This is a genomic window from Rhizobium sp. CB3060 (assembly GCF_025200735.1).
GTDB lineage: Bacteria > Pseudomonadota > Alphaproteobacteria > Rhizobiales > Rhizobiaceae > Rhizobium.
In genome coordinates, this window is sequence record NZ_CP104159.1 from 2,154,887 (window position 1) to 2,177,590 (window position 22,704).

At 58.8% G+C, this 22,704-nt stretch carries 18 protein-coding genes and 1 pseudogene; 8 read left to right on the top strand and 11 right to left on the bottom strand.

From position 1 onward, the window contains the following. Positions 1-10: 10 nt before the first annotated feature. Together N2601_RS29090 and N2601_RS29095 are read right to left on the bottom strand one after the other, a co-directional pair. Positions 11-1,822, bottom strand: a complete 1,812-nt coding sequence (locus N2601_RS29090; protein WP_260304520.1) for a ShlB/FhaC/HecB family hemolysin secretion/activation protein — start codon at positions 1,820-1,822, stop codon at positions 11-13. Between the two features lie 303 nt (positions 1,823-2,125). Next, entirely contained in the window at positions 2,126-3,751 is a 1,626-nt protein-coding gene (locus N2601_RS29095) for a winged helix-turn-helix domain-containing protein (protein WP_260304521.1), read from the bottom strand. A 300-nt stretch (positions 3,752-4,051) separates the two neighbouring features. On the opposite strand from N2601_RS29095, the gene N2601_RS29100 reads away from it, so the two are divergent. Then, complete coding sequence (locus N2601_RS29100) at positions 4,052-4,978, top strand: hypothetical protein (RefSeq protein WP_260304522.1); 927 nt, start codon at positions 4,052-4,054, stop codon at positions 4,976-4,978. A gap of 485 nt (positions 4,979-5,463) precedes the next feature. Here N2601_RS29100 and N2601_RS29105 read toward each other — a convergent pair. Then, positions 5,464-5,959, bottom strand: a pseudogene (locus N2601_RS29105) (GNAT family N-acetyltransferase). Continuing rightward, a complete protein-coding gene (locus tag N2601_RS29110) occupies positions 5,956-6,234 on the bottom strand; it encodes a type II toxin-antitoxin system TacA family antitoxin (RefSeq protein ID WP_445945048.1) in 279 nt (92 codons plus the stop codon). Before N2601_RS29110 ends, N2601_RS29105 begins: the two are co-directional and overlap by 4 nt. An 83-nt stretch (positions 6,235-6,317) precedes the next feature. Between N2601_RS29110 and N2601_RS29115 the strand changes: the two genes are divergently transcribed. From N2601_RS29115 to N2601_RS29125, 3 genes are all read left to right on the top strand, one after another. Further along, entirely contained in the window at positions 6,318-6,755 is a 438-nt protein-coding gene (locus N2601_RS29115) for a curlin (RefSeq protein WP_260304524.1), read from the top strand. Positions 6,756-6,820: 65 nt separating this feature from the next. Continuing rightward, entirely contained in the window at positions 6,821-7,219 is a 399-nt protein-coding gene (csgH, locus tag N2601_RS29120) for a curli-like amyloid fiber formation chaperone CsgH (RefSeq protein WP_260304525.1), read from the top strand. A 174-nt stretch (positions 7,220-7,393) separates the two neighbouring features. After that, entirely contained in the window at positions 7,394-7,807 is a 414-nt protein-coding gene (locus N2601_RS29125) for a curlin (protein WP_260304526.1), read from the top strand. A 494-nt stretch (positions 7,808-8,301) separates the two neighbouring features. Here N2601_RS29125 and N2601_RS29130 read toward each other — a convergent pair whose 3' ends face one another. The 7 genes from N2601_RS29130 to N2601_RS29160 form a co-directional block, all read right to left on the bottom strand. Beyond that, on the bottom strand, positions 8,302-9,648 hold the full coding sequence (locus tag N2601_RS29130; RefSeq protein WP_260304527.1) for an NAD(P)/FAD-dependent oxidoreductase: 1,347 nt from the start codon (positions 9,646-9,648) through the stop codon (positions 8,302-8,304). Continuing rightward, positions 9,645-11,162: an aldehyde dehydrogenase gene (locus N2601_RS29135; protein ID WP_260304528.1), complete on the bottom strand. Its 1,518-nt coding sequence runs from the start codon at positions 11,160-11,162 to the stop codon at positions 9,645-9,647. Before N2601_RS29135 ends, N2601_RS29130 begins: the two co-directional genes overlap by 4 nt. Continuing rightward, positions 11,155-12,066 (bottom strand): dihydrodipicolinate synthase family protein, encoded by a 912-nt coding sequence (locus N2601_RS29140; protein WP_260304529.1) that lies wholly within the window; start codon positions 12,064-12,066, stop codon positions 11,155-11,157. Before N2601_RS29140 ends, N2601_RS29135 begins: the two co-directional genes overlap by 8 nt. Continuing rightward, positions 12,063-12,722: a GntR family transcriptional regulator gene (locus tag N2601_RS29145; protein WP_260305270.1), complete on the bottom strand. Its 660-nt coding sequence runs from the start codon at positions 12,720-12,722 to the stop codon at positions 12,063-12,065. Before N2601_RS29145 ends, N2601_RS29140 begins: the two co-directional genes overlap by 4 nt. 108 nt (positions 12,723-12,830) lie before the next feature. Then, positions 12,831-13,808, bottom strand: coding sequence for a glycine betaine/L-proline ABC transporter substrate-binding protein ProX (gene proX / locus N2601_RS29150; RefSeq protein ID WP_260304530.1), 978 nt, complete (start codon positions 13,806-13,808; stop codon positions 12,831-12,833). A 214-nt stretch (positions 13,809-14,022) separates the two neighbouring features. Then, a complete protein-coding gene (locus N2601_RS29155) occupies positions 14,023-15,153 on the bottom strand; it encodes a GlxA family transcriptional regulator (RefSeq protein WP_260304531.1) in 1,131 nt (376 codons plus the stop codon). Between the two features lie 40 nt (positions 15,154-15,193). Then, positions 15,194-16,744 (bottom strand): trimethylamine methyltransferase family protein, encoded by a 1,551-nt coding sequence (locus tag N2601_RS29160; protein WP_260304532.1) that lies wholly within the window; start codon positions 16,742-16,744, stop codon positions 15,194-15,196. Between the two features lie 192 nt (positions 16,745-16,936). Here N2601_RS29160 and N2601_RS29165 point away from each other — a divergent pair, with 192 nt between their 5' ends. The 4 genes from N2601_RS29165 (at position 16,937) to N2601_RS29180 (ending at position 22,595) form a co-directional block, all read left to right on the top strand. Beyond that, positions 16,937-17,887 carry a LysR substrate-binding domain-containing protein gene (locus tag N2601_RS29165; RefSeq protein WP_260304533.1) on the top strand — a complete coding sequence of 317 codons (951 nt, stop codon included), beginning with the start codon at positions 16,937-16,939 and terminating at the stop codon, positions 17,885-17,887. Positions 17,888-18,388: 501 nt separating this feature from the next. After that, the gene (locus tag N2601_RS29170) at positions 18,389-19,354 is read left to right on the top strand and encodes an ABC transporter permease (RefSeq protein ID WP_260304534.1); all 966 of its coding nucleotides are present in this window, start codon (positions 18,389-18,391) and stop codon (positions 19,352-19,354) included. A gap of 10 nt (positions 19,355-19,364) precedes the next feature. Next, positions 19,365-20,390 carry a quaternary amine ABC transporter ATP-binding protein gene (locus N2601_RS29175; protein ID WP_260304535.1) on the top strand — a complete coding sequence of 342 codons (1,026 nt, stop codon included), beginning with the start codon at positions 19,365-19,367 and terminating at the stop codon, positions 20,388-20,390. 306 nt (positions 20,391-20,696) lie between these two features. Then, positions 20,697-22,595, top strand: coding sequence for a methyl-accepting chemotaxis protein (locus tag N2601_RS29180; RefSeq protein WP_260304536.1), 1,899 nt, complete (start codon positions 20,697-20,699; stop codon positions 22,593-22,595). Positions 22,596-22,704 lie beyond the last annotated feature (109 nt).

The window sequence follows — 22,704 nt, forward strand, 5'->3', positions numbered from 1 at the left end:
GGCGATGGTCCTAGAACTGGAACGCTGCCGAGAGCGTGAAGCGATTGTCGTTCGAACCATCACCGAAGCGCTCGGTGCGGCCGTATTCGAGGCTGAGGGTCGTGGAATTGAAGCTCGCCTGCTCGGCGGCGCCGAGACGCAGGCCCGCCCCATAGGACGCCCCTTGCGTCCAGGCTGTTTCCAGCGCGGTGGGGTCGTGCAGGAGCACACCGCCATAGGCGCCGAACAGATAGGGTGAGACGAGGAAGGCGCCGCTTGACGCTCCGTCCGCCGGCAAGCCTGTGCCCTGCTGTGCCGGGAAAGCGGGAAGCGCGAACGGCAGGCTGAACGGCATCGTGAACGGAAACTGCGCCTCGGCGCGGACGACGAAGCCGTCATCGCCCTGCATCAGGCCGGACGGGAACGTCGAAAGGCCGGTGGTCGAGGCAAGCCCGATCTGCTCGGAATTGAGCAGCGGTTGGCCAAAGGAGGTCTGCGCCGTGGCGCCCAGATCGAAGGTCAGGTGTTCGGCGACCGGCTGGCGATAGCCAAGCGTGAGTTCGAGCTTCTGGAAATCGTCGTCGGCACCCTGCCGCGACAGCGGCGTATCGCTGGCGGCAGCGTCCGCAGCACTGCGCGCGCCCAGGCCATTGATGCCGAAGGAGCCGGTCAGCCCGGCCGAGAACAGCGAATCACCGAATACATACCAGGAGAGGTCCGCCCCGGTGCGCAGGATGCGCAACCGATCCTTCGACAGAGCGACGCCGCCAAGATTGATGGCGCTCAGCTCCTCGTCCTGCGCGTCGAATGCGCCGGTCAGGTTGAGCGTCAGGTTGCGCGACCGGATCAGCGGGTAGTTGAGCCTGGCGGAATAGCGGGTGAAGTCCGACTGGAAGGCATTGCTGCCGGCCTCGGCTTCCGGCGCGGTGCGCGAGGCCGTCGCCTCCAGATTGAGGCTCAGTCCGTCATTGCCGAGCGGTACGGTGACGCCGCCGGCCAGCATGCGGTTGCGCGGCGACCCCGAGAAGAAGCCGGTGTCGCCATCGAAGCGCGGTGCGCCGGAGGCGCGCAGATAAATGAGTTCCCCGAAACCGAACACCGAATTGAAGTCGATGCCCATGCCCGTATTGTATTTGCCGAGCTGGTCCGACTGCCGATTGTCCGTGTTGAGGGAAAAGAGCACCGGCTTGTAACGGGCCTCGATCGTCAGCACACTGCCGCCAGCCGTCGTCCCCCTGGAAAGGGTAGAGCGCAGCACGGCACCCGGCAGGTCGCCGGCCAGCAGCACGCGTCGTTCGATCTCGGCATTGCTGATGCTTCTCTTACCTACCAGGGGCGCCAGCAGCTTCGCGACGCGTTCACGGATGTTGTCCGGCAGATGCGAAGTGTCGATCCTTTCCAGGAAGCCGTCGATGACGGCGATGCGCAAGGTCGCGCCGTTCACCAGGCGTTGCGCCGGCAGGAGCACGCGCACCAACGGATAACCTTTTGCGGCATAGGCTGTCTGCAAACGGGTCGTGGCGGCGAAGAGATCGGCAGCGGTGACCGTCTTGCCGGCAAGTTCCGCCTTTAGCTTCACCGCGTCTTCCGCCAGCGCCGGCAGACCGCCCTCGATGACGACACTCCCGATATGAACGTTGAGCTTTTCCGCACCGGCGGGCGCGGTCTGCCCCGCGCCTTCGGGAATCACGATACCGCGCGCTTGCTTCTGCAATTGTGGTTCGAACGTCTGCGGCGTCACCTGCGAGGCGGTCTGCGCCAGAACCGGTCCCACCGAAAACAGCATGATCGCCGCTCCGGCGAGCAGCGCGGCCCGCCGCGCATCGTCATATCTCGAAATCAAATTTAGCCCCGACCTACCTGTTTCCCCCGCATGCTTTATCCGCCCGTGAAGCGGCTACTTTGCCTGCAATCGCGAGAACTGGCCGTTCGAGGGAACCTCTTCCGCGCAAGAGCTAGAAAAATTCTCCGCGATTGTCTGCGTCCATTTTTGACTGCCCGTGAACAGGCATCCGCGATTCACTACGCGTCAGGGGGTGCTTGAACCGACTGCTGCCGAACAACGTCGGAACCTATGCGATCACGCAGGGGTCGCTTGCAGAGCGTTGCCGCCGTAGCGGCTTGAGTGCCAAGTGGTATTTGGCGTCTATCGAGGGTCGCCGGTCGGCAGGCCGATTTCGACGAGCGTTCGCAGAATGGCCTGGGTGGCGGTGAGGTAGGTGTCGCTCGCGTTGCGACTCGACAGTGGGAGAGTGCGGACGGTGAAGTCAGGGCGTAGCGCCATGCCTTTCAGGAACGCTTCCCATGCCTCCTTCTTGCGGCCGAGGCGCCGGTAGGCAGTCGCTAGCAGCATGTAGGAGCGGCCGGAGCCAGGAGTGATGGCAATCGAGCGTTCCAGCAATCCGATTGCTTCTGCGTTGCGATCGAGCAGCAGGTTCGCCCAGCCAGCCCCGAGCAGCCAGGTCCAGCGGGAGACCGCCGGCGTATCGAAGCGGTCGGCCTCGGTGAATGTCCGTAGCCCATCCTCGAAGCGGCCGAGTTGGACCTCCGCGAGACCGATCTGATAGAGCGCCGCGCCGTCCCAGGGATTGAGCGTCAGCTCGCGCGCGCAGGCGACAAGACTTTCGGCGAACTGGTTGGTCGCCGTCAGGAAGCGGCAGTATGCGCCCAGCACGGGTATGGATTGCGGTCGCGACCGTAAAGCATCTTCCAGCAAGGCGCGGGCATCGGTTTCGGCGGCGGCGCTTTCGGCGGCGCTATACCAGCCCATTTGCACAGCGCGCAGATGCAGGCCGACAAGCGCCACTCGCAGGTCGACGTTTTCAGGATCGGCGGCGCGATACTTCTCAAGAATCTCCCGTGCCGTTGCGAAACGCTCGCGCGTCGTCTGGTTGATCGACGCGACGGCCTGCTGGATCGCGATATCCGCGCCTGTCCTATGCGTACTGTCCGGTTGAGCAAGATTGTTCATCCGGACGGCCAGCGCATAGCCGACGCCCGCCGCAAGGCGGGACTGGAGACGTTGTGGATCTGTTTCCCCCGCGTTCACCGATATCTCGGCGACTGTTTGGATCTCACCGCTGACGACATTGATAAGGCGCGCCTGAATGGTCCAGGATTGTGCAGTTTTGCTGAGATCAGCTTGCACCCTGTAGGTGGCACGCGTGTTCGATCCCTCGTTTACGACGAGATCGATGCCTTCGATCTTGGAAAGGCCGCCGATCAGCTCGGCGGTGATGTTGCGGGAGAGCGCGACACCCTCGGGACTACCGGCGGCATCTGTAATCGGTAGTACTTCCAGCACAGGCCGGGATGGTTGGAAAAGAAGGGAACGGCTGAAGAGAATGAGGAGCGCTACAACTAGAACGCCGAGGCTGGCGAGCATCGCGGCGCGAAGTCTCCGGCGTGGCCTTGTGCTCGGCTGGTTTCCCGCTTGCCGGAGCTGCGGCGCCGCCTTCTCGTGCCCCTGTCCGTTGGTGACCTCGAGGGCGAAGAGATAGCCTCGGCCGGAGACCAGCTTGATCATCTGCCGCTCGCTATCACCGAGCGCGGTGCGGATTTCGCGGATGCACTGGAAAAGGCTGTCCTCGCCGACATGGATGCCGGGCCAGACGGCCTCCATCAAGTCCTGCTTGCCGAGCACGCGATGGCTGTTGGCAACGAACAGTTTCAGCAGTTCGAAGGCTTTTGGGCGCAGCCGGGTCACGGACCCGTCGGGCGCGCGCAATTCGGCACGGTCCGGATCCAGAACGAAGCCCGAAAATAAGAACAAGTGCCCCCCACGCCCTTTCGCAACACGGCGCACCATAATGAGCACGCGGCGGACCCGTCAACCGGCAGGGTCCGCATGCGGGGACGGGATGACGCGCCGGTGCCGGCGGGCAATTTCAGAAAAGAATCAGAAAATTTCAGAATTCCTCCGGCCTGCCTTCAGGACGTTGCGCCGCCATCCCGGCTATCTGTCGAACGGGTCGCAGGGTGGCGGCTTGTGACCGGGGAATGACCGTGCCTGATAAAAAGAAGAGAGTGCAGATCTGTCTGTCATGGCTCTATATCGCTCGAGTGGCTTGCGATGACGTCCATGCTTGAGCGGCGCTTCCGCCTTCTGCCGGAAGCGAGCGGGATCGACCGTTTGATGGCGGCGGAAGCCTTTGACGATGCGATCGGGTTGCTGGCTCAGAATTTCGTCGCAAGCCACGTGGCCGCGCCGCGTTCATCGGCGCAGTTCGCCTCGCAGCAGCGATGGCTGCTCTCCCAGGCGGCGCTCACACGGCATTTTCGCGCCGCAGAAGTAGGCGGACCGGGCGTGTCGCGGCGGGTTATTGGGCATCTCGCCGTCCAGCACAACATTTCCAGCCGCAACACCGCCTATGCCTTTTTCGACGAAATCCTGAAGTACCGTCTGGTCCTTCCGGCGCTCGAAGGGAGCCGCGCGGGGGAAGTGGTGCCTGCACCCGAAGCACTGCCGGTGCTCGGCGGGTGGTATGAGGTGCATCTTGCCGCTCTCGACTGTATCGACGGGGGGGATAGGAGCATCCGCTTTCGCAGCGCGCCCGAACGGCTGCTTCCTCTTCTCGTGCCGGCTATAGGAGATCGCCTCTTGGCGAGCCCTGAGATACGAATGCCCGGGCCGCTCTACCGGATCTTCGCCTGGAGCGATGCAGGTGGGCATTTGATGGACCGGCTTGTCGCGGGCATCGACCGACACGCATCGCAGCCTGGCGGTTACCTCACGGATGTCAGATCGATCACGCATCTCGCCGATTTCCTGGCGCTTTCACGGGCGCATACCAGCCGGAAGTTCGCCGAAGCGGAATCGATCGGCGGCTTAGGCTGGAATGGCCGTCGCGGGCGCTCGCGCATCTGGATTTCGGACGGTTTCTATACGGAATACGCAATAGCGCAGGCGCACAAGCTCATCATCTTCCAAGAGGCATTCGCAGAGATCGAAGGGCGAGCCTCAAAAATGAACGACGAGGATTGTGCCGTTTTTTCATAGTTTCGGCAGAGCTTCTCTTTTCGGTGCCTGAGGTGTGCTGTATCTCCAACGCCAGACGTATATCCAGCGACATCAGAGGTAACGGCGCGCTACGCACAACGATTTTGTTGCCAATCCAACGCAGGATGGCTCGCGCCGCACTTGGAATGGGTGTTACGAACTCGCGGGGGCAGCATTCGTAGAACGAGCTTCTGGTGCGTTTTGAACGAGGCGACGAACTGAAAAGCAAGCACTGCCAGCGCAATCCGAACAATATTGGAAGGCGACGGATCGTGTTCATCTAGGGCGAATATTCGAACTGAGGTGGCCTGTACATTCACCCGAAAGACCGAGATCGGTGGCAGCCGCGACAGCAGAACAGATATATCACCTTGAGGAGATCAGAACTCACGGCGCCTCATTTCATGTCGGGACGTTCTGCCGCAATTTCAGCGGTTTAGATGCGAGATGGAATGCACTCAACCGAAATTATTGATGACTTCCGCTTAGGGGTTCAGCGCATTGTTGAGGTCGTGCAATCCGACCATCAGCATCATGGGTGTCAGACGGAGAAGACAGGAAGCCGACAGCCTCATAGAAGACTCGTGCGTCATCTGAAATCGCATGAACCAGCACGCCTCGGATGCCTAGTACTTCAGCGGCATTGAGCAGGCGCAGGCTCGCGTCGCGCACCAATGCCCTGCCAATACCACGCCCCTGGTAGGATTGATCAATGGCGAGGCGACCAAGCACAGCGACCGGGATTGGATCAGGCATATTGCGCCGAAAACGGCCAGGTGCTTCCGGCTGTCTTACCGCGCCGGAGGCGAGCGCGTAATAGACGACAACGCGGCTTCCCTCGCACACGACGAAGGTCCGCGCCCCGCCTGCTTGATTGGAACGGGCGCGGCGACGCAGCCAATCGTCCAGTTCAGGGACGCCGGAATTGAATTCGGCCAGCTCATGATGATCGGCTAGGGGTGCCGGTGCGCTGAGGGTCACACCTCATCCCACGGCGCTTTAGTCGACATGGTGCGTGTTAGACGCTCATTGAGCTGCGCAGGCGCATCGAGCCGGGCAAGGTATTCGGCATAGATTTCGGGGCTTACCGTGAAGATAGTGCGGTCGAGCAGCACCTCCTCGGCACGTCGCTCGGACACCTCCAACATGAAATCCGTGCGCGTCTTACCGAGCAACTCAGCGGCGCGATCAATCAAGTTGCGGGTCGTCCGCAGTTTCAGCGGGCTCCGATCTCTGCGAATGAACCCCGACTGAATGGTGCCTTCAGCTTCCGTTCCAACGCGGGCGTCTAGAAGAAAGACGTTCAACCGCGGTCCTATCCGCCTGAGGAGACACAGTCATGATCCGCACGTCTTTCATTGCAACCGCACTCGTCGCACTCGTTGGTCTCACCGCCGCAGCTCCCGCCATGGCCAACGATGTACGTATCGAACAATATGGCTGGTCGAACTCTGCCGGTGGCGCGCAGGAAGGGTACGGAAACCGGATCAGAACCTACCAGAACGGTGGCTACAACCGGATTGTCGGTCATCAATATGGCCGTCATAACCTTTCGGCTGTCGGTCAAGAAGGCAATGACAACTATGGCGCCACCTATCAGAACGGCGACCGCAACGTGGCCGGCATCGGCCAGTTTGGTTCCAACCACACGACCATCCTTACCCAGGACGGCAATGGCAACATAGCGGCTGGTGTCCAGGTCGGTCGTGGCTGCAGCGCCAATGTCAGTCAGGGCGGCAACGGCAATGTCGCGGCCTTCGTCCAGGCCTGCCCGTAAGCGGCCGCGCGATGACGCAAAATGAGGTCAAGATCGCAACAGCAGACCATTAGGGGAGACGACCCATGCCAAATAGCGTCACACATCCACGCCGCCTGATGGCGATTCTCGCGCTAATCCTGCTTCCCGTCGGCGCCGTTGCGGCCGTGACGACTGCCAACCAATCTGACGAGGAGCAGCTTTGCGAAATCAAAGCAACACCTGGAGCAGGTATGGTGAGACTGGATGCGCTCGTCCACGCCGACAAGCATGTCGGCGGGACTTACACCTTCCATGTCGAGAAATCAGGAGATGACGGAAGCTCTACGATCAATCAGAGCGGCGACTTTGATGCGACGGGGGGACATGCGGCAACCCTCAGCTCCGTCTCGCTCGGCTCCAAGGGAACCGAATACAAGGCGACACTGGATATCGTGATCGGGGATAAGAGTTTCAGTTGCACGAAGCAGATCCACGGCAACTGATCGGCCTCCACACCCTGCAGATCTCTTCAAAAGGGCGCCGGTTTCTGGCGCCCTTTTTGCTTTCGATCAGGCCACAACAACTGAACGACAACTGAACGGGCAATTCCGACTGGGTTCAGCTTAAAGATGCGAAAGTTGATCATCGGCTAAGGCAGCCGGCAAATGGAGATCAGGATGACCCGCAACGTGTTTAAGATCCTTACCGTCACTCTTCTTGCCGCAAGCCTGGGGCAAGTAGCTTTGTCTGTACCAGCCTATGCTGGCGGCCGGATCTCGTTCAACCTCGCGCCGGACAATGCCGAGGACGCGGGTCTTTTCTCAACCGGGCTGCGCGTCTATTCGCTCTACCGCGGCCTGAAAGACGCCGACATCCGGCAGCTGGGCCGGAGTAACGCCGCTGGCATTGCCCAGGTTGGCCGTGGCAACCTCGGCTTCATCCAGCAACGGGGCAATGGTCATTCCGCAACCTTACGGCAGAATGGCAACAACAATGCCTATGGCATTTTCCAGTATGGGCGAAATACTGAAACCGACGTGGTGCAGGATGGGGATAACGGCAGTGGCGCTACCTTCAGCTATGGCTGGTAAGGCAGTTCACAACAGTCCCGAAGGCGATGTCACGTTGTTTCATCAACGCCTGGACAAGGCTTGCCCGTAATTCAGATAAAAGCCCTCCTCGCAGACAATTCCTGCCTTCAGACGACGGATCGGCAAGACCTTTACCCTGCGAAAAAGCCAACCCCTTGACCAAACCCTGATCAGAAAACCATACTTAGAGGTGGCTCACTTTTCGGTGGAAAAACCGGCTCAGTTCTGCGCGGAAATCAACACCTCCGGCCGTCCCTGTCACCACGCCGTCTTTTTTGTCTGTGGTCGTCATTACCTCCTCCTTGCGCGGATATACCAACTATTCTTCATCGACTTGCAGAACTCCAGAGCCGTAGTAGCGCGCAGAAAAAAGTCATGTGAGCGTTGAGTTTATGGGCTTCCGTAGTGCCGTCCTCACAGGGTCAACCACCGTCTGCCGCGAAGCTCAGAGGCGTCCTATTCTTGCTCACGATACCGACTTCAGACGTCCGGCCTCATCCTTCGCGGCCTGCACGGAATTCCTGGTAGCGGATCACCCCATTGATGCCGAGCCACGCGATCGGCTCGGGCGGCAACTTGCTCGGCTCCGGTTGATTTCTGTATTGTTCGAGTTCAGGGCTACCCGCCCCTGTCGCCAGATCGGCAGCCATCATCCCCGCGAGTGTGCTCTTGACGGTGCCGAGACCGTTCTCGCAACAGGCGGAATACAGCCCTTCCTCTATCTCTCCGAACGCGGGCGCATGGTTCCGGCTCAGGCATAGACGGCCGGACCAGGTGTGTTCGAAAGGCAATCCCGTAAGACCGGGGAATCTAGCGTCGAAAGCGCGGCGATGGCCTTTGGCCATCTTCATCATGCGGGACTGCGACGCCGTGATGGTGGTCTCATAGGTATATTTGGTGCGGATGACGATGCGCGATTGGCCGTCCATGGTGAATTTTCTGAGGGTCGCCCCCATGGAATCTGCAGGTAGCAGCGCCCACCGGTCTCGGCCCGAAACAACGCAACCTTGCTGGTCCGCCGGAAAGGGGGCGGTCATCGATGCGTAGGCGAAGATATGCATCAATCGCCGGCTGAAATGCCCAAAATCCTCGATATGGCCATTGACGCCGAGGATGACATTTGGTGCCGTGACGGTGCCCCGCGACGAGATCGCCGTCCAAACCCCGTTTTGCCGTTTCAGCGACGTCACGGGTGAATTTTCGAAGAGATCGACCTTGGTCGCGAGACCGGCTGCGAGTCCCCGGATGTAATCGGCAGGTTGGATCGTTACCGCACCCGGCGTGAAGAGGCCCCCTTGGTAATACGAGGTTCCCGCAAGTTCGCGCATTTCGACCGCATCGAGGAAGGTATGCGGCTCGCCATTGGCTCTCAGGGAATGCCCGAAGCTCTCATTGAGCTTCATCCCGCGCTCAGTCGCGGCTGCATTGATCTTGCCCGATCTATTGAACGTCTCGGCCGACATGCCAAACTCTTCGGCTATGTCGGCAGCAAAACCGATGGCGAACCGGTTCTGTGCCATTTCCACTCTGGAGGCGTCGGCACCACCACTGGCATATTCTCCGGATGAAAGATTATGCGGCACGTCGATCATGAAGCCGGAGTTTCGTCCCGCGGTATTCACGGCGACCTCCCGCGCATCGAGTACGACGACCTTGTCGCCAGGCTTGACTTGTGTAAGGCGCCGGGCCGCTGACAGCCCGGCAAATCCTGCACCGATGATCACCCAATCGGCGGTGACATTGCCCTCGAGAACGCGGACGGGGAAGGTGCGCTTGCTGATCGCAGTCCACCCCGACACGCCGTTCTCCGCGGGAAGCCGCTTTACCGTCTTCTCAATCATCGGATGGTCTCGTCGACGGAGCGATCGGAGATGTCGATCCAGATGGTCTTGAGTTCGCAATAGTTGTCGTGTGCGAAGATCGACTTGTCGCGGCCGCCGAAGCCGGATTCCTTGTAGCCGCCGAACGGGGTCGTCGCGTCGCCTTCGCCGAAGCAGTTGACCGTGACGAGGCCGGCCCGGATGTCGCGCGACAGGCGGATCGCATGCTTCAGGCTGCCGGTATAGACCGATGCCGTCAGGCCATAATTGGTGTCGTTGGCAAGGGCGACCGCCTCGGCCAGCGTGTTGAAGGTCGTCACCGACAGGATCGGCCCGAAGATTTCTTCCTTGAACAGCCGGCTGGAGGAGGTGACGCCGTCGACCACCGTCGGCTCGACGAAGATGCCGCCATGTGTTTCGCCGCCATGGGCGATCGTCAGCTTCTCGCTTTTGACGTCGTCGAGGAAGGAGGTGACCTTCTCATAGTGGTTCTTGCTGACGAGAGCACCGACGCGGTTTTCCGGATCGAGCGGATCGCCCGTCTTCCACTCGCGCATATAGGCACCGATGCGCTTCAAGAGCTCGTCCTTGATCTTGGCATGGACGATGAGGCGGGAACTGGCGCTGCAGTTTTCGCCCATGTTCCAGAAGGCGCCATTCACCACCTGCTCGGCGACGAGATCGAGATCCTCTGCATCCTCCAGCACCACGGCCGGGTTCTTGCCGCCGCATTCGAGCACGACCTTCTTCAGGTTGGAATCGGCGGAATAATGCAGGAAGCGCCGGCCGGTCGGCGTCGAGCCGGTGAAGGCCACCATGTCGACATCCATGTGCAGGCCGAGCGGCTCGCCGACCTCCCGGCCGCTGCCGGTGACGACATTGAAGACACCGGCCGGGATGCCGGCTTCATGCGCAAGTTCGGCAACCCGCAGCGTCGTCAGCGTCGTCTCCTGCGCCGGCTTGACGACGACCGAGCAGCCGGCCGCCAATGCCGGGCCGATCTTCCAGGCGAGCATCAAAAGCGGGAAGTTCCAGGGCAGGACGCAGCCGACGACACCGATCGGCTCGCGCACCACCATCGCCAGCGCATTCGGGCCGACCGGATTGGTATTGTCATAGAGCTTGTCGATTGCCTCGGCGTGCCAGCGAAGGGTATGGATGGTATCGGGCACGTCGACGGTCTGGCATTCGCGAACCGGCTTGCCGCTGTCGAGGCTTTCCATCACCGCCAGTTCATGGCGGTTGTCTTCCAGCAGCTTGGCGAACTTGATCAGCGTCGCCTTGCGCTCGCCAGGCGACAGTTGCCGCCAGCGGCCATCCTCGAACGCCTCTCTTGCCTTGAGGACGGCGTAATCGACATCGCTTGCGTCACAGGCGGCAACGTCCGCCAGAAGTTCGCCGGTCGCCGGGTTCGTCGTCTTGAACGTCTTGCCGGAATTGGCCGGACGGAAGCTGCCATCGATGAAGGCATTGGTCGGGAACTGAAGGCCGGCGGCGATTGCCTTGTATTCGGCTGCGGTCAAGGGTTCATGCATGATTGGCTCCCGAGGTGATCTGGGCGACCGTGCGCTTCAAGGTGGACACAACGGTCTCAAGGGTTCTTTTCTCTTCGGAGTTCAGTCCGCGCAGCGGCGCGCGGACCGGACCGGCTTTCAGGCCGATGATCTCGCAGCCATGCTTGATCGACTGCACGAACTTGCCGGTCTCAAGGAAATCCATCAGCGGCAGCATCGCCGCCATGATCGCCCGGCCCTTGTCGAAGTTCTTTTCGAGCACGCAGGCCTCGTAGAGCGCCACGTGTTCGCGCGGCAGGAAGTTGGAGCCGGCGCAGACCCAGCTCCTGGCGCCCCAGGCGAAGAATTCGAGCGCCTGGTCATCCCAGCCGCAGGACAGCGCGATATGAGGGAACTTCCGGGCGAGCCGATGCAGGTTGCCCATGTCGCCGGAGCTTTCCTTGATCGCCACCACGTTCTTGGATTTGCCGACGCGGGAGAAATACTCCTCGCCCATCATCACACCCATGCGGGCGGGATAGTTGTAGAGCATGATCGGCAGGTTGGCGGCGCGGTCGACGGTCAGCGCATGAACGGCGTTTTCGCGCTCGGTCGGCAGGGCATAAGGAGGCGACGACACCAGGATCGCATCGGCGCCGATGTCCTTCGCCGCCTTGGCATATTCGACCGAATCTTCGGTCCGCGTCGCGCCGGTGCCGATGATCAGCGGCAACCGGTTGCCGATCACCTCCTTGGCATAGGCGCCGAGCTCGAAACGCTCCTGGCTGCTCTGGGCATAATATTCGCCCGTCGATCCGCCGACGATGATGCCATGCACGCCGGCATCGATCAGGGATTCCAGGACCGCAGCAAACCCGGCCCGGTCGATCTGCCCGTCCGAGCTCAGCGGCGTGATCGCAGGCGTGTAGATACCTTCAAACTTCACGGCAGTTTCTCCAATGATTGCACGCTCGGACCGCCGATCATGGCGTCCGACTTAAGTCCTTGTGGCGCGATGAACATTTCCATGTTCTCGCGGGACAGTTCCCAATGCTCGAAGACCAGGTCGACGACGGCGTCTTCGTCGTGAGCGCTCAAGGCCTCGATGAAGCTGTCATGGTGCTCGACCGCCACCTGCAGGCGGCGCCGCATGTCCTGATTTCTCGGACGGAAGAAGGTGTGCCCGATGCGCGCATGGTCGATCAGGAGCCGGCCGAGGCTCGGCTGCAGATAGACGTTGGCCGACATCTCGCCGAAGATTTCGTGGAAACGATTGTTCTCGAGAACCATCGTAAACGCGTCCATGTCCACGCTGGCCTGGCGAAAACGCTCCTGCGTCTCCTTCAGATCGGCAAGCTGGGCCGGCTTGAAGTTCTGTACCGCGAGGCGGCCGATCGCCGCGTAAATCATCGGCGCAACCAGGAAGAAGTTCCTGAGCGTCGCGTGGTTCATCGGAATGACCCGGGCCCCGCGGTTCTCGCGAATATCGATATAGCCCTCCCCCGCAAGCCGCCGGAAGATGTCGCGAACCGGGGTGCGCGAAAGGCCGTAGCGCACGCTGAGGCTCACCTCATCAAGATCGGCGTCAGGATCCAGCTCCATCGTCAGGATCTGGCGCTTCAAATCGCCGTAGAGATCGTTCTTGCCACTCTTCACTGAAGACTCCACTGAAAAGAGCTGCTGAGTCAAACCCAGCAGCCCTTAGATGGATCATTTTGCCGCCTTGGCCTCGGCGATCCACTTATCCCAATCGGACTTATGGGCGGCAATCCAATCAGTGGTGTGTTTCATGATCTGCCCGTTCGACTTCTCCCCGTCGTTCACAAGCTTGTTTTCGGCATTGATGTCTTCGATCGGAATCTTCACGAGTTCAAACCATTTCTTCGCCGAAGGGTTCGCTTTGACGAATGCCGTATTCGCGATGACCATTTGGTCGTTCACCGGGAAGCCGAGATTCCCAAGGCCAGGCACCGTGGTGTTGTCCGTCTTGCCGTCGGGAAGCTCGGTCTTTTTGACGTTGAGCCAGACGACCTCCTTGCCCGGCCGCAGCACGGCCGACACCCATAGCGGCGTCCAGGTGTAGTAAAGCGTAGGCTTACCTTCCTTGATCCGCTCGATCGCGTCAGGGATGATCGTGAAATAGCCGCCCTGCTGATGCTCGACGGTGTCACGGAGCCCGTAGGCGTCGAGCTGGTGTTCGATGACCCGCTCACAGCCCCAGCCGGGCTCGCAGCCATAGAGATCGGCCTTTCCGTTGCCGTTGGTATCGAACAGCTTGGCCTTCTCGGGGTCCTTCAGATCCTCGAGATACTTGATGCCGGTGGCGTCGGCGGTCTTCTTGTCGATCAAATAGCCTTGAAGGCTATTGCTCGTAAGCTTGCCGAGGCGCACGAGTTTGTCATCGCCGCCGCCTTCTTTCCAATAGGCCTCATGCAAGGGTTCCCAGTGCGCTGCATAGAATGTGAGATCACCGTTCGCGACCGCCACATGAGCGAGCTGCACCTGAGTTTGTGTCGGTTCGGCCACGTCGTAGCCTAGTTGCTTCAGCCCCTCCGACACGACATAGGTCTGAAAGAGTTCTTCGGTGATGCCGGACCATGCTGGCATGACCTTATCGGCCGCGGATGCCGCGCTTGTAATCGTTAAGAATGATGCGGCCGCCAAGGCGGCGATCGTCTTGATTTTCATGATGCCAGTTCCCTCTTTTGATTAACGCTCGACCATCCAAAACCGCGCAGCGCTGAGCGTCTTTAGCCCTGCATCTCAGTTCTTCCTCCCGAGGAATGGTCTGATTGGTAACACATGTTTTTCGAATGCAACGCCGCAAAAAAGTAGACCGTCAGGTGACTTTAATGCACTGATCTCCTTGCATTGTTTTAGAAAAAGACGGCGGTCACTAATACTATGGAGCGTTTCGCGCGGCAGGGATTCGACGCGCACTGCGATGCCTAGTCTCCTTCGCTGGCAGCACCTTCTTCATGCGTTCGAGCCTGGTTTGTTGAGGGCTGCGCCCATGCTGAATACGGAAGCATTTAGAAAAGTGAGTGGCTGAAACAAAGCCGCATGCCACCGCGATGTCGACGATCGGTTTGCTGGTGGCTTCTATGAGCTGTCTCGCTCGATCTAGGCGTAATGTCAGGTAATATTTATGTGGAGAGGTACCAAGATAGGTTTCGAACAAGCGCTCCAGTTGTCGCCTAGAAATCGTCAGGGTATCTGCGATCTGTTGAAGCGAAAGCGGCTCGTCCAAGCTCCCCTCCATCAGCGCGACCGCTTGAGGCAGTTTGTCGCTTGCGCAATAGGCGGCCCAAGGAGACCAACCCGTCTGCCGCTGCGTCCGGTCTCTCGCTCCATCCGAGACATTGCGTTTGCAGACGTCGACCGTAAGGTATGTGCCAAGTGTATGCTCAAGAAGCGCTATTGCGAGATCAAAAGCTGAGGTTTCTCCCGCACAGCTCCATATCCCGCCATCTCCGGTATAGATGGCGTCACTCACCTTGGGTCCGTTGAATGTCTCCGAAAACGCGGCCAATTGCTCCCAATGAATAGTGCACTCAGTGTTGTTCAGCGCCCCCATCTCGGCGAGCAGCCACGTGGCCGTTCCGAGAGCGACCACCGGAATGTTTTGGCGGATACATAGGCGCACCGCACCTGATAGCTCTGCGCACGGCATGAGTTGGCTGATCCCGTCCGCGACCATGACAACCATTTCCGTGCGAGGGGACGATGTCATTTTGGGCATGACGTCGGCGAACCGAAATTGGGTCGGCATCGAGACGCCGAGGCTGGAGGTTTCGGAAATCCCCGATTTGCTGGCGAAGACCCAGCGGAACCTCTGCCGTTCCAAAATCGCGTTGGCCTTTTCGAACGGCGCGAGAAACGAGGATAGGCTGAGCAATGAGAAGCCGGGGAATAGAAGCACCGCGATCGTAGCCGTGTCGCGTGAGTTTCTAGCAGCCGGAAGGGGTGCTATGGTCGCCTGGCCCGCCACGTTTATGGCGCCATCGCCCGCCCACTCCGATATTGATCTCATGTTTGAGTTCCCTTCCGAAAGCGGCCGCTGTCCGAAGTAGTCAATGATCCTCGTTAAGTGCGTCGACCGCCGGGATTTCGCGGCTGCGGCGGTCGATATAGGCGCGCAATGCTTCGTCGACGGATTCCTCAAGCTTCGGTTCCTGGTATTCCGACAGCAGATAACGGGCCTGCTCCAGTGCGCGCTGCTTGATGTCCTTTGAGCCGTCCGCCACCCATTGTTCGATGGAATTGTTGTCGAACAGTTTCGGAATGAAGAACGCCTTTTCGAAGTTCGCCTGGGTGTGTGGGTGGCCGAGATAGTGACCGCCCGGCCCGACATCTCGAACGGCCGACAACGCTTCGTCAAAGTCATCCCACTTGATGCCTTCAGCCATGCGATAACCCATGGCGCAGACCTCGGAATCGACCATGAACTTCGCTATCGAGCAATGCATCCCTGCCTCGTTCCAGCCTGCCGAATGCCAGATATAGTTCGCACCTGACATCAGCACCGCCATCATCGTCATCGCGCTCTCGTAGCCCGACTGGGCATCGAACATCTTGGCGCCGCCCAACAGGTTTGACGTGCGCCACGGGACATTATAGTGCCGCGCCATCTGGCCAATCATGAAATTCATCAGCGAAATCTCGGGCGTACCGGCCATCGGCGCACCGGACTGCATCGAAACCGTCGAGAGGTAGTGCCCGTAGATCGCAGGGCATCCTTTGCGCACAACTTGAGTGTAGGCGAGCGCAGAAAGCGCTTCGGCGTTGAGCTGGGCAACGGCCGCAGCCGTCGAAGCAGGGGTGTTCGCGCCTCCCAGAACAAATGGAGAGCAGAGAACCGGCTGGTTGCGCCGATTGAACGCTCGCATGGCGCCAAGCATGGTCTGGTCCCAGACAAGCGGCGAGTTGCCGTTGCAGTTGCCGGTGGCGACGGCATGCGTTTCCATGAAATCCGCGCCGAATAGGATGGCACACATATCAAGCACGTCTTCGGCGTTCTTGGGCGATGTCGTCATGCCCATGAACATCTTGTCCGAATACTTCATCGACGAATAGGTGATGTGGAGATGACGATGCGCCACCACGATATCCATCGGTTCAACAATGTGATGCGCGGACGAGTGCAGCGCGGGCATCATGTGTGCCAGTTTGTGGAACGTCCCAAGGTCGGCGATCGTCGGGCCACGGCGGACATCGTCGAGGTCCCGCATATAGGGTGCACCCGTCATTGGCACGAAGATCGACTTTTTGCCGCCGAGGTCGACATTGTTCTCCGGATTCCGGGCGTAATATTTGATCTCGGAGGGAATCGTCTTTATGAGTTCCATGATGAGTGCGCGGTCAAGATGAACCCGTTCGCCCCGCACGTCGGCGCCAGCGCGCTTCCAATCCTCAAGGGCAATTGGGTCGCGAAACACAACGCCCACCTCTTCGAGGATGTCCATTGAAGCGTTATGAATGCGCTCGATCTGCTCCTCGTCCATCGGCTCAATGTTCGGAAGCCCGCGCCTCAATGTGGGAAGCATTTGGAATTTCGGAGTAGTCCGCAGCGCCCGGCGAGCGTCCCGGCCGCCTCTTCTTGCCCCAGTGGATTGCACGTTCATAACGCTTGCCCTCCCAATAATGTACTCTTGTGTTCGGAATTCTTGACTATTATGTACGGGAAGCTCAACGCCGCACACGAAATCGAATGATGACCGAGGCTCTTGGAATGACCAAATGCAAAAGTCTCACGTGTCAGTTGACTATTATGCTAGCGTCGCGACTCTTCTCTGCCTTTGGAAGGAGGTAGGCACATGGTTCGCAGGTTTTATGACCTTCCATCACTCACCACACTGGCTGTGTTCGAGGCGTCTGCGCGTCATCTTAGTTTCAAGCTGGCCGCTAGCGAATTGAACGTGACGCCGGGTGCTGTCAGTCGCCAGATCAAGACAATCGAAGAGGAAATAGGAGTTCCGCTATTTATTCGAAACGGAAAAGGTGTTGCTCTCACCCATGCCGGCGAGGAACTCTACGGTGTCTTGGCCAACGGATTTTCCAAGGCTTCGGAGATGGTCCGTTCGATCAAACGACGCGATCGGGCCCGAAATGTGACGATCGCCTGCAGCGACGCGTTCGCCACCATGTGGCTGATCCCCAGAATGGCTGATTTCTGGCGGCGGCACCCCGAAATCGCGGTAGATCATCTCATTTCGGACGACGCAAAGGACTATCGCAGAGCCGAGGTCGATCTTCGGATACGCTACGGCTTCGGTGCGTGGCTCGACGAAACCGCAGAACTGCTGTTCGACGACACGATCTATCCTGTCTGTGGGCCCGCCTTCGCCGCCGCCCACGAGGGCGCCACCGCGCGCGAACTCGCGGAGCTGCCACATTTGCATGTTGATTGGGTTGATCCCGATTGGGCTGGATGGGAAGAGGTGCTACTGCGAGCGGGCATTCCGCACTCGCTGAGTGCCGGACGGCGATTTGGGAAGTTCTTTGTTGCCATACAGGCCGCCATGGCAGACCAGGGTGTCGCAGTTGGATGGGGGCGCCTTGTCCGTCATCTGCTCGAGGAGGGAAAGTTGGTGAGGCTCACCGAATTATCTATCCCAGCGCCAGGTGCCTATTACCTGACTACCAACAACAACCGCGAGCTATCGACTGCAGCTATTGTCCTTCGAGACTGGCTTCTGGAAATGGCTGAGCAGGAGCGCAATATCGTCATGGACGACTTAAAATCGGCCAAAAGACATAACTGGTGAGCCGGACTTCGCCTTGTCCGGCGCCGTAGTGATGCGAAGGACCGAACTTGATGACCTTATCTACGCGGCGCGGCGTCGCAATGTCTCCTTTGACCTGCCGGCCGGCGATCTTGACGTGAATCTTTGGACAGACTTTGGAGCTGGCGTCCGCGAGTGCGCGGCTGCTTTTTGGGCACTTTCGCGGTGACTAGATTGGCGTTGTTGCTTCGGTGCAGTGGCAACCCATGATGCATTCGTAGGCGGCACGATCGGCCGCCGCTTTTGTAGGAAACGATACCAAATTCCCCGACGCCTCTGCGTGTAACGGGAAGATCCGCATCGTTAGCGGTGATTAGGGTCAGTTTCGTCGTAGTCTTCACCGCCGAGTGCCGAAGATGCGACCTCCCAAGAATTGGCTGTCGAAATAAAGTCACCTGGGACGCTACTTTTTTGCGCCGGGTAATCAGCCAACGATGTGATAATTAAACTGATAATCAAATAACGAACTAAATGAGGGAACAGATGGCTGAATGCGGAATTCTCGATCCGTTTGCTTGTAGTAAGCTTCCACTTGCTGACTGGATGACTGTTGGCCTCAGATGGCTGGTGGACAATTACCGCCCCTTCTTCCAGGCCGTGAAGACTCCCATCGACTCGATGCTGCAGTCCTTCGCAACCACGTTGAGCACCGTGCCGCCCACTTTTGTTGTTGTCGTGGTCATGCTGGTCGCCTGGCAAATTGCCGGCTTCCGGCTGGCTATCGCATTGACGGTCACCTTGATCTTCGTAGGCTTCATCGGCGTATGGCCCGAGACGATGCTCACCTTGGCCATCGTTCTGACCTCGCTGCTCTTCTCCATCGTCATTGGTCTTCCGCTCGGTATATGGGCGTCGCGCTCCGATACGCTCTATGCGATCCTCCGGCCCCTGCTCGACGGGATGCAGACGATCCCGGCTTTCGTCTACCTGGTGCCCGTCGTGATGCTCTTCGGGATCGGCAATGTGCCGGGAGTCATCGTCACCGTCATCTTCGCGGTCGCACCGGTTATCAGATTGACATATCTTGGTATGAAGCAAGTCCCGCCTGATGTGGTCGAAGCGATGCGCGCATTCGGTGCGACGGAATCTCAGCTGCTCTGGAAAGCGCAATTGCCGCTCGCCCTGCCGACGATCATGGCAGGTGTCAACCAGACACTGATGATGTCGCTGTCGATGGTCGTCATCGCTTCGATGATCGCCGTCCAAGGCCTTGGCCAGATGGTGCTGCGCGGCATCGGACGTCTCGATATTGGCATCGCGACGGTCGGCGGCCTCGGGATTGTCGCTTTGGCGATTGTGTTGGACCGTTTGACGCAAGCGCTCGCCAAACCGCGAAAAAAAGGTGAATGGCTCACGCGGGGGCCGGTCGGGCTCGTCCGGTCCTTCATGAAAACCTCCCACGCCCATACGGGTCAGGACCTGCCGCAATCGTCGGCCATCAAGAACTGAGGTGGTGCTAATGACCGATGCAGTTATCGAATGTAGCAATGTCTGGAAGATTTTCGGCGAGAAATCGAAAGATGCCTACAAGGCCGTCAATGACCATGGGCTGAGCAAGAAGGATATTCTGGAGCGATATGGTTGCGTTGTCGGCGTCGCAGACGTCTCCTTCACTGTGGGCAGAGGAGAGATTTTCTGCATCATGGGGCTTTCCGGATCCGGAAAGTCAACGCTTGTTCGCCACATCAATCGTCTCGTCGAGCCGACGGCTGGCGTCATTCGCGTAGCCAACCAAGACGTCAACGCTCTCCAAGGACCGCAACTGAGGCAATTGCGGTCCGAAAGCGTGGGAATGGTCTTCCAGAATATGGCGCTGCTCCCACATCGGACCGTGATCGACAACGTCGCGCTGAGTCTTGAACTGCGTGGGATGAGCCGGGACGAACGGCACCAGGTCGCATTAGAAAAACTCAAGCTCGTGAGCCTTGATGGTTGGGGCGACCGCTTTCCAGACGAATTGTCGGGTGGCATGAAGCAACGCGTCGGTCTTGCTCGCGCCATGGCCGCCGATCCGGAAATATTGCTGATGGATGAGCCATTTTCGGCGCTCGATCCTCTCATCAGACGGCAATTGCAGGAGGAGTTCCTCGATCTGTCGAAGGTGCTCAAGAAGACGACCGTGTTCATCACCCACGACCTCGATGAGGCAATCAGATTGGGGACCCACATTGCTATCATGAAGGATGGACGGTTCGTGCAGGTCGGCACCGCAGAGGAGATTGTCACCGAGCCAGCTGATGACTACGTCGCGGACTTCGTGAAGGGAATCTCCCGCTTGGAGCTGGTTTCGGCTGGAAAAGTAATGCGACCCTTCACGGATGCGCAGTCATCCTCAGGTTTGGGTCCGTCCGTGCTCGCAACCGACAAGCTATCGAAAATTCTGCAGATCGCCAAAGAGCACGACGGCGTGATCACTGTCACAAACGGAGAACAACCAGTCGGCCAAATTTCGAGATATGATCTTTTGAATGCGATTGGCGGCTGACTTTAATCAAGCTACTAGGCGCTCCCAAGGCGTTCCCACTTGTCGGATCATTCCTAGTTCCCGGCAAGCGCTTCGCTGGCAATGACAGGCTCATTGCCGGCTTTTTTTATCGGCTCGTACATCACGGCAATGCGGCGGATTAAGTAACTTCGGAAAGCTCGCCTGCGGGGCTTCGCATTTCTCAACATTCTGATTTCGCTAGAAAATCCTCTGTTTTCTTCAGCCGCGCATGACATTGCAGTTTCAAAATTTTTTCCCACTCGCTCTGAACACCGGATCGGTGGTGGCTAGGTAAAGGAATATCGGATGTTAGGCTCCCTCAAAAATACACGCATAATCACGAAGATCTCTCTGGGCCTTCTCCTATTGATCGCGGTAGGCACCGTGGTCAACATTATCAGCTATCGTTCGCTTGCTGAGCAGGAAAGGGCTGCCACGACGACCGAACATACCTATGCCGTGCTCGGCACAGCCAACGGTCTTATAGCTTCCATGGTTGACCAGGAAACCGCCATGCGTGGATACCTTTTGTCCGAAGACGAGAATTATCTCGCTCCCCAAAAGGCTGGTGCGAAAGCCTTTGCCGAAAATTATGACAAAGTCCGCGCCCTGACCGCTGACAATCCAATGCAACAAAAACGGCTGCAGGAACTCAAAGAGTTGGTCGATGGTTGGACGAATGACATAGTGGTGCAGGAAAGTAAGCTGATGGCGAATTGGGCAACCCGTCAGCAGGCTCGCGATTTAGAAATGTCCGGTGTCGGCAACAAATGGATGGACCAAATCCGTCACAAGGTCACCGAAATCATGGCTGCCGAACAGGAGCTTCTCGCAACCCGCTCCAGAGATGCCGCAGCGGCGGCGGCCAGTGCACGTTTCAGTATTGTGGCTGGCTCGGTCGGAATGATTGTCTTCGGCCTCATCGTGCTGTTGGTAATGAACACTGGCGTAGTGCGACCGCTCAAATACATAGACGATGTCATGCGCAAGCTCGCGAGCGGCGATACGGTGTTCACCATTGCCGGCGCGGAGCGTAAGGACGAGGTAGGTGCGATGGCCCGCGCGGTAGAAGTATTCCGTCAGGGCGCAATCGCCAACAAACATCTGGAAATGGAGGCAGAAGCAAACAGAAAGCGTTCTAAGGCCGACCGTGTTGCCGCTCAGAAGAAGGCCGATGCCGATGCCGCCGAGCGGCTGAATATTGCGACTTCGGGTCTCGCTGCCGGCCTAAAACGGCTTTCCTCGGGTGATCTATCGTTTCAGTTGAAGGAAGCCTTTGCTCCCGATTTCGAAGCCTTGCGCAATGATTTCAACCTGTCGGTCCGCCAATTGGGCGATGCGCTCTCCGCAATATCCTCGTCAGTTGCCATAATAGACAACGGTACGCGGGAAATTGCCTCTGGCGCCGACAACCTTTCCCGGCGCACCGAACAACAGGCTGCATCTCTTGAAGAAACCGCAGCAGCGCTGGATCAGATCACCGTCAACGTGACAAACTCTACCAAGCGCACTGAAGAAGCAAGACTGGTTACCACACGCGCCAACCAGTCTGCCGAACAATCGGCAATCGTCGTGGCCCATGCTGAAGACGCCATGAAGAAGATCGAGGAGAGTTCTCAGCAAATTTCCACCATTATCGGTGTCATCGACCAGATCGCCTTCCAAACTAACCTTCTTGCACTGAACGCCGGCGTTGAAGCTGCGCGCGCGGGCGATGCGGGCAAGGGCTTTGCGGTTGTTGCCCAGGAAGTCCGCGAACTTGCCCAGCGTTCGGCGCAAGCGGCAAAGCAGATTAAGGATCTGATCCAGAACTCCTCGGCCGAAGTCGAAGGCGGTGTAAAGTTGGTGCGCGATACTGGCGAGGCTTTGAAGGCGATCGGAACCTACATTGTCGAGATTAACGATCATATGGCAGCAATTGCCACTTCGGCCAAGGAACAAGCGACGGGGCTGGCGGAAGTTAACGTGGCGGTGAATGCCATGGACCAGACGACGCAACAAAATGCGGCGATGGTGGAAGAGTCCAATGCAGCCTCCAGCTCACTGGCAAACGAGGCTGCCAAACTTCGCGAGCTCATTGACGAGTTCACGCTTGATGACACGACAGAGGCACCGTCAGCTGCTCTCCATCGTACCGTCCGTGCTATGGCCGAACCGACGCACACCAATGAGTCATACCTCCGGCTCGTCCCACCGCAACGTTAACCCAGAGGATTGCTGCAACTGGACCCCGTGCGAGCAATTGGAAACAGTTTTGTGCACTAATGGCTTTCGGACGCGATCAGTTGGCGCGTGACTTCCATGATGCACATTA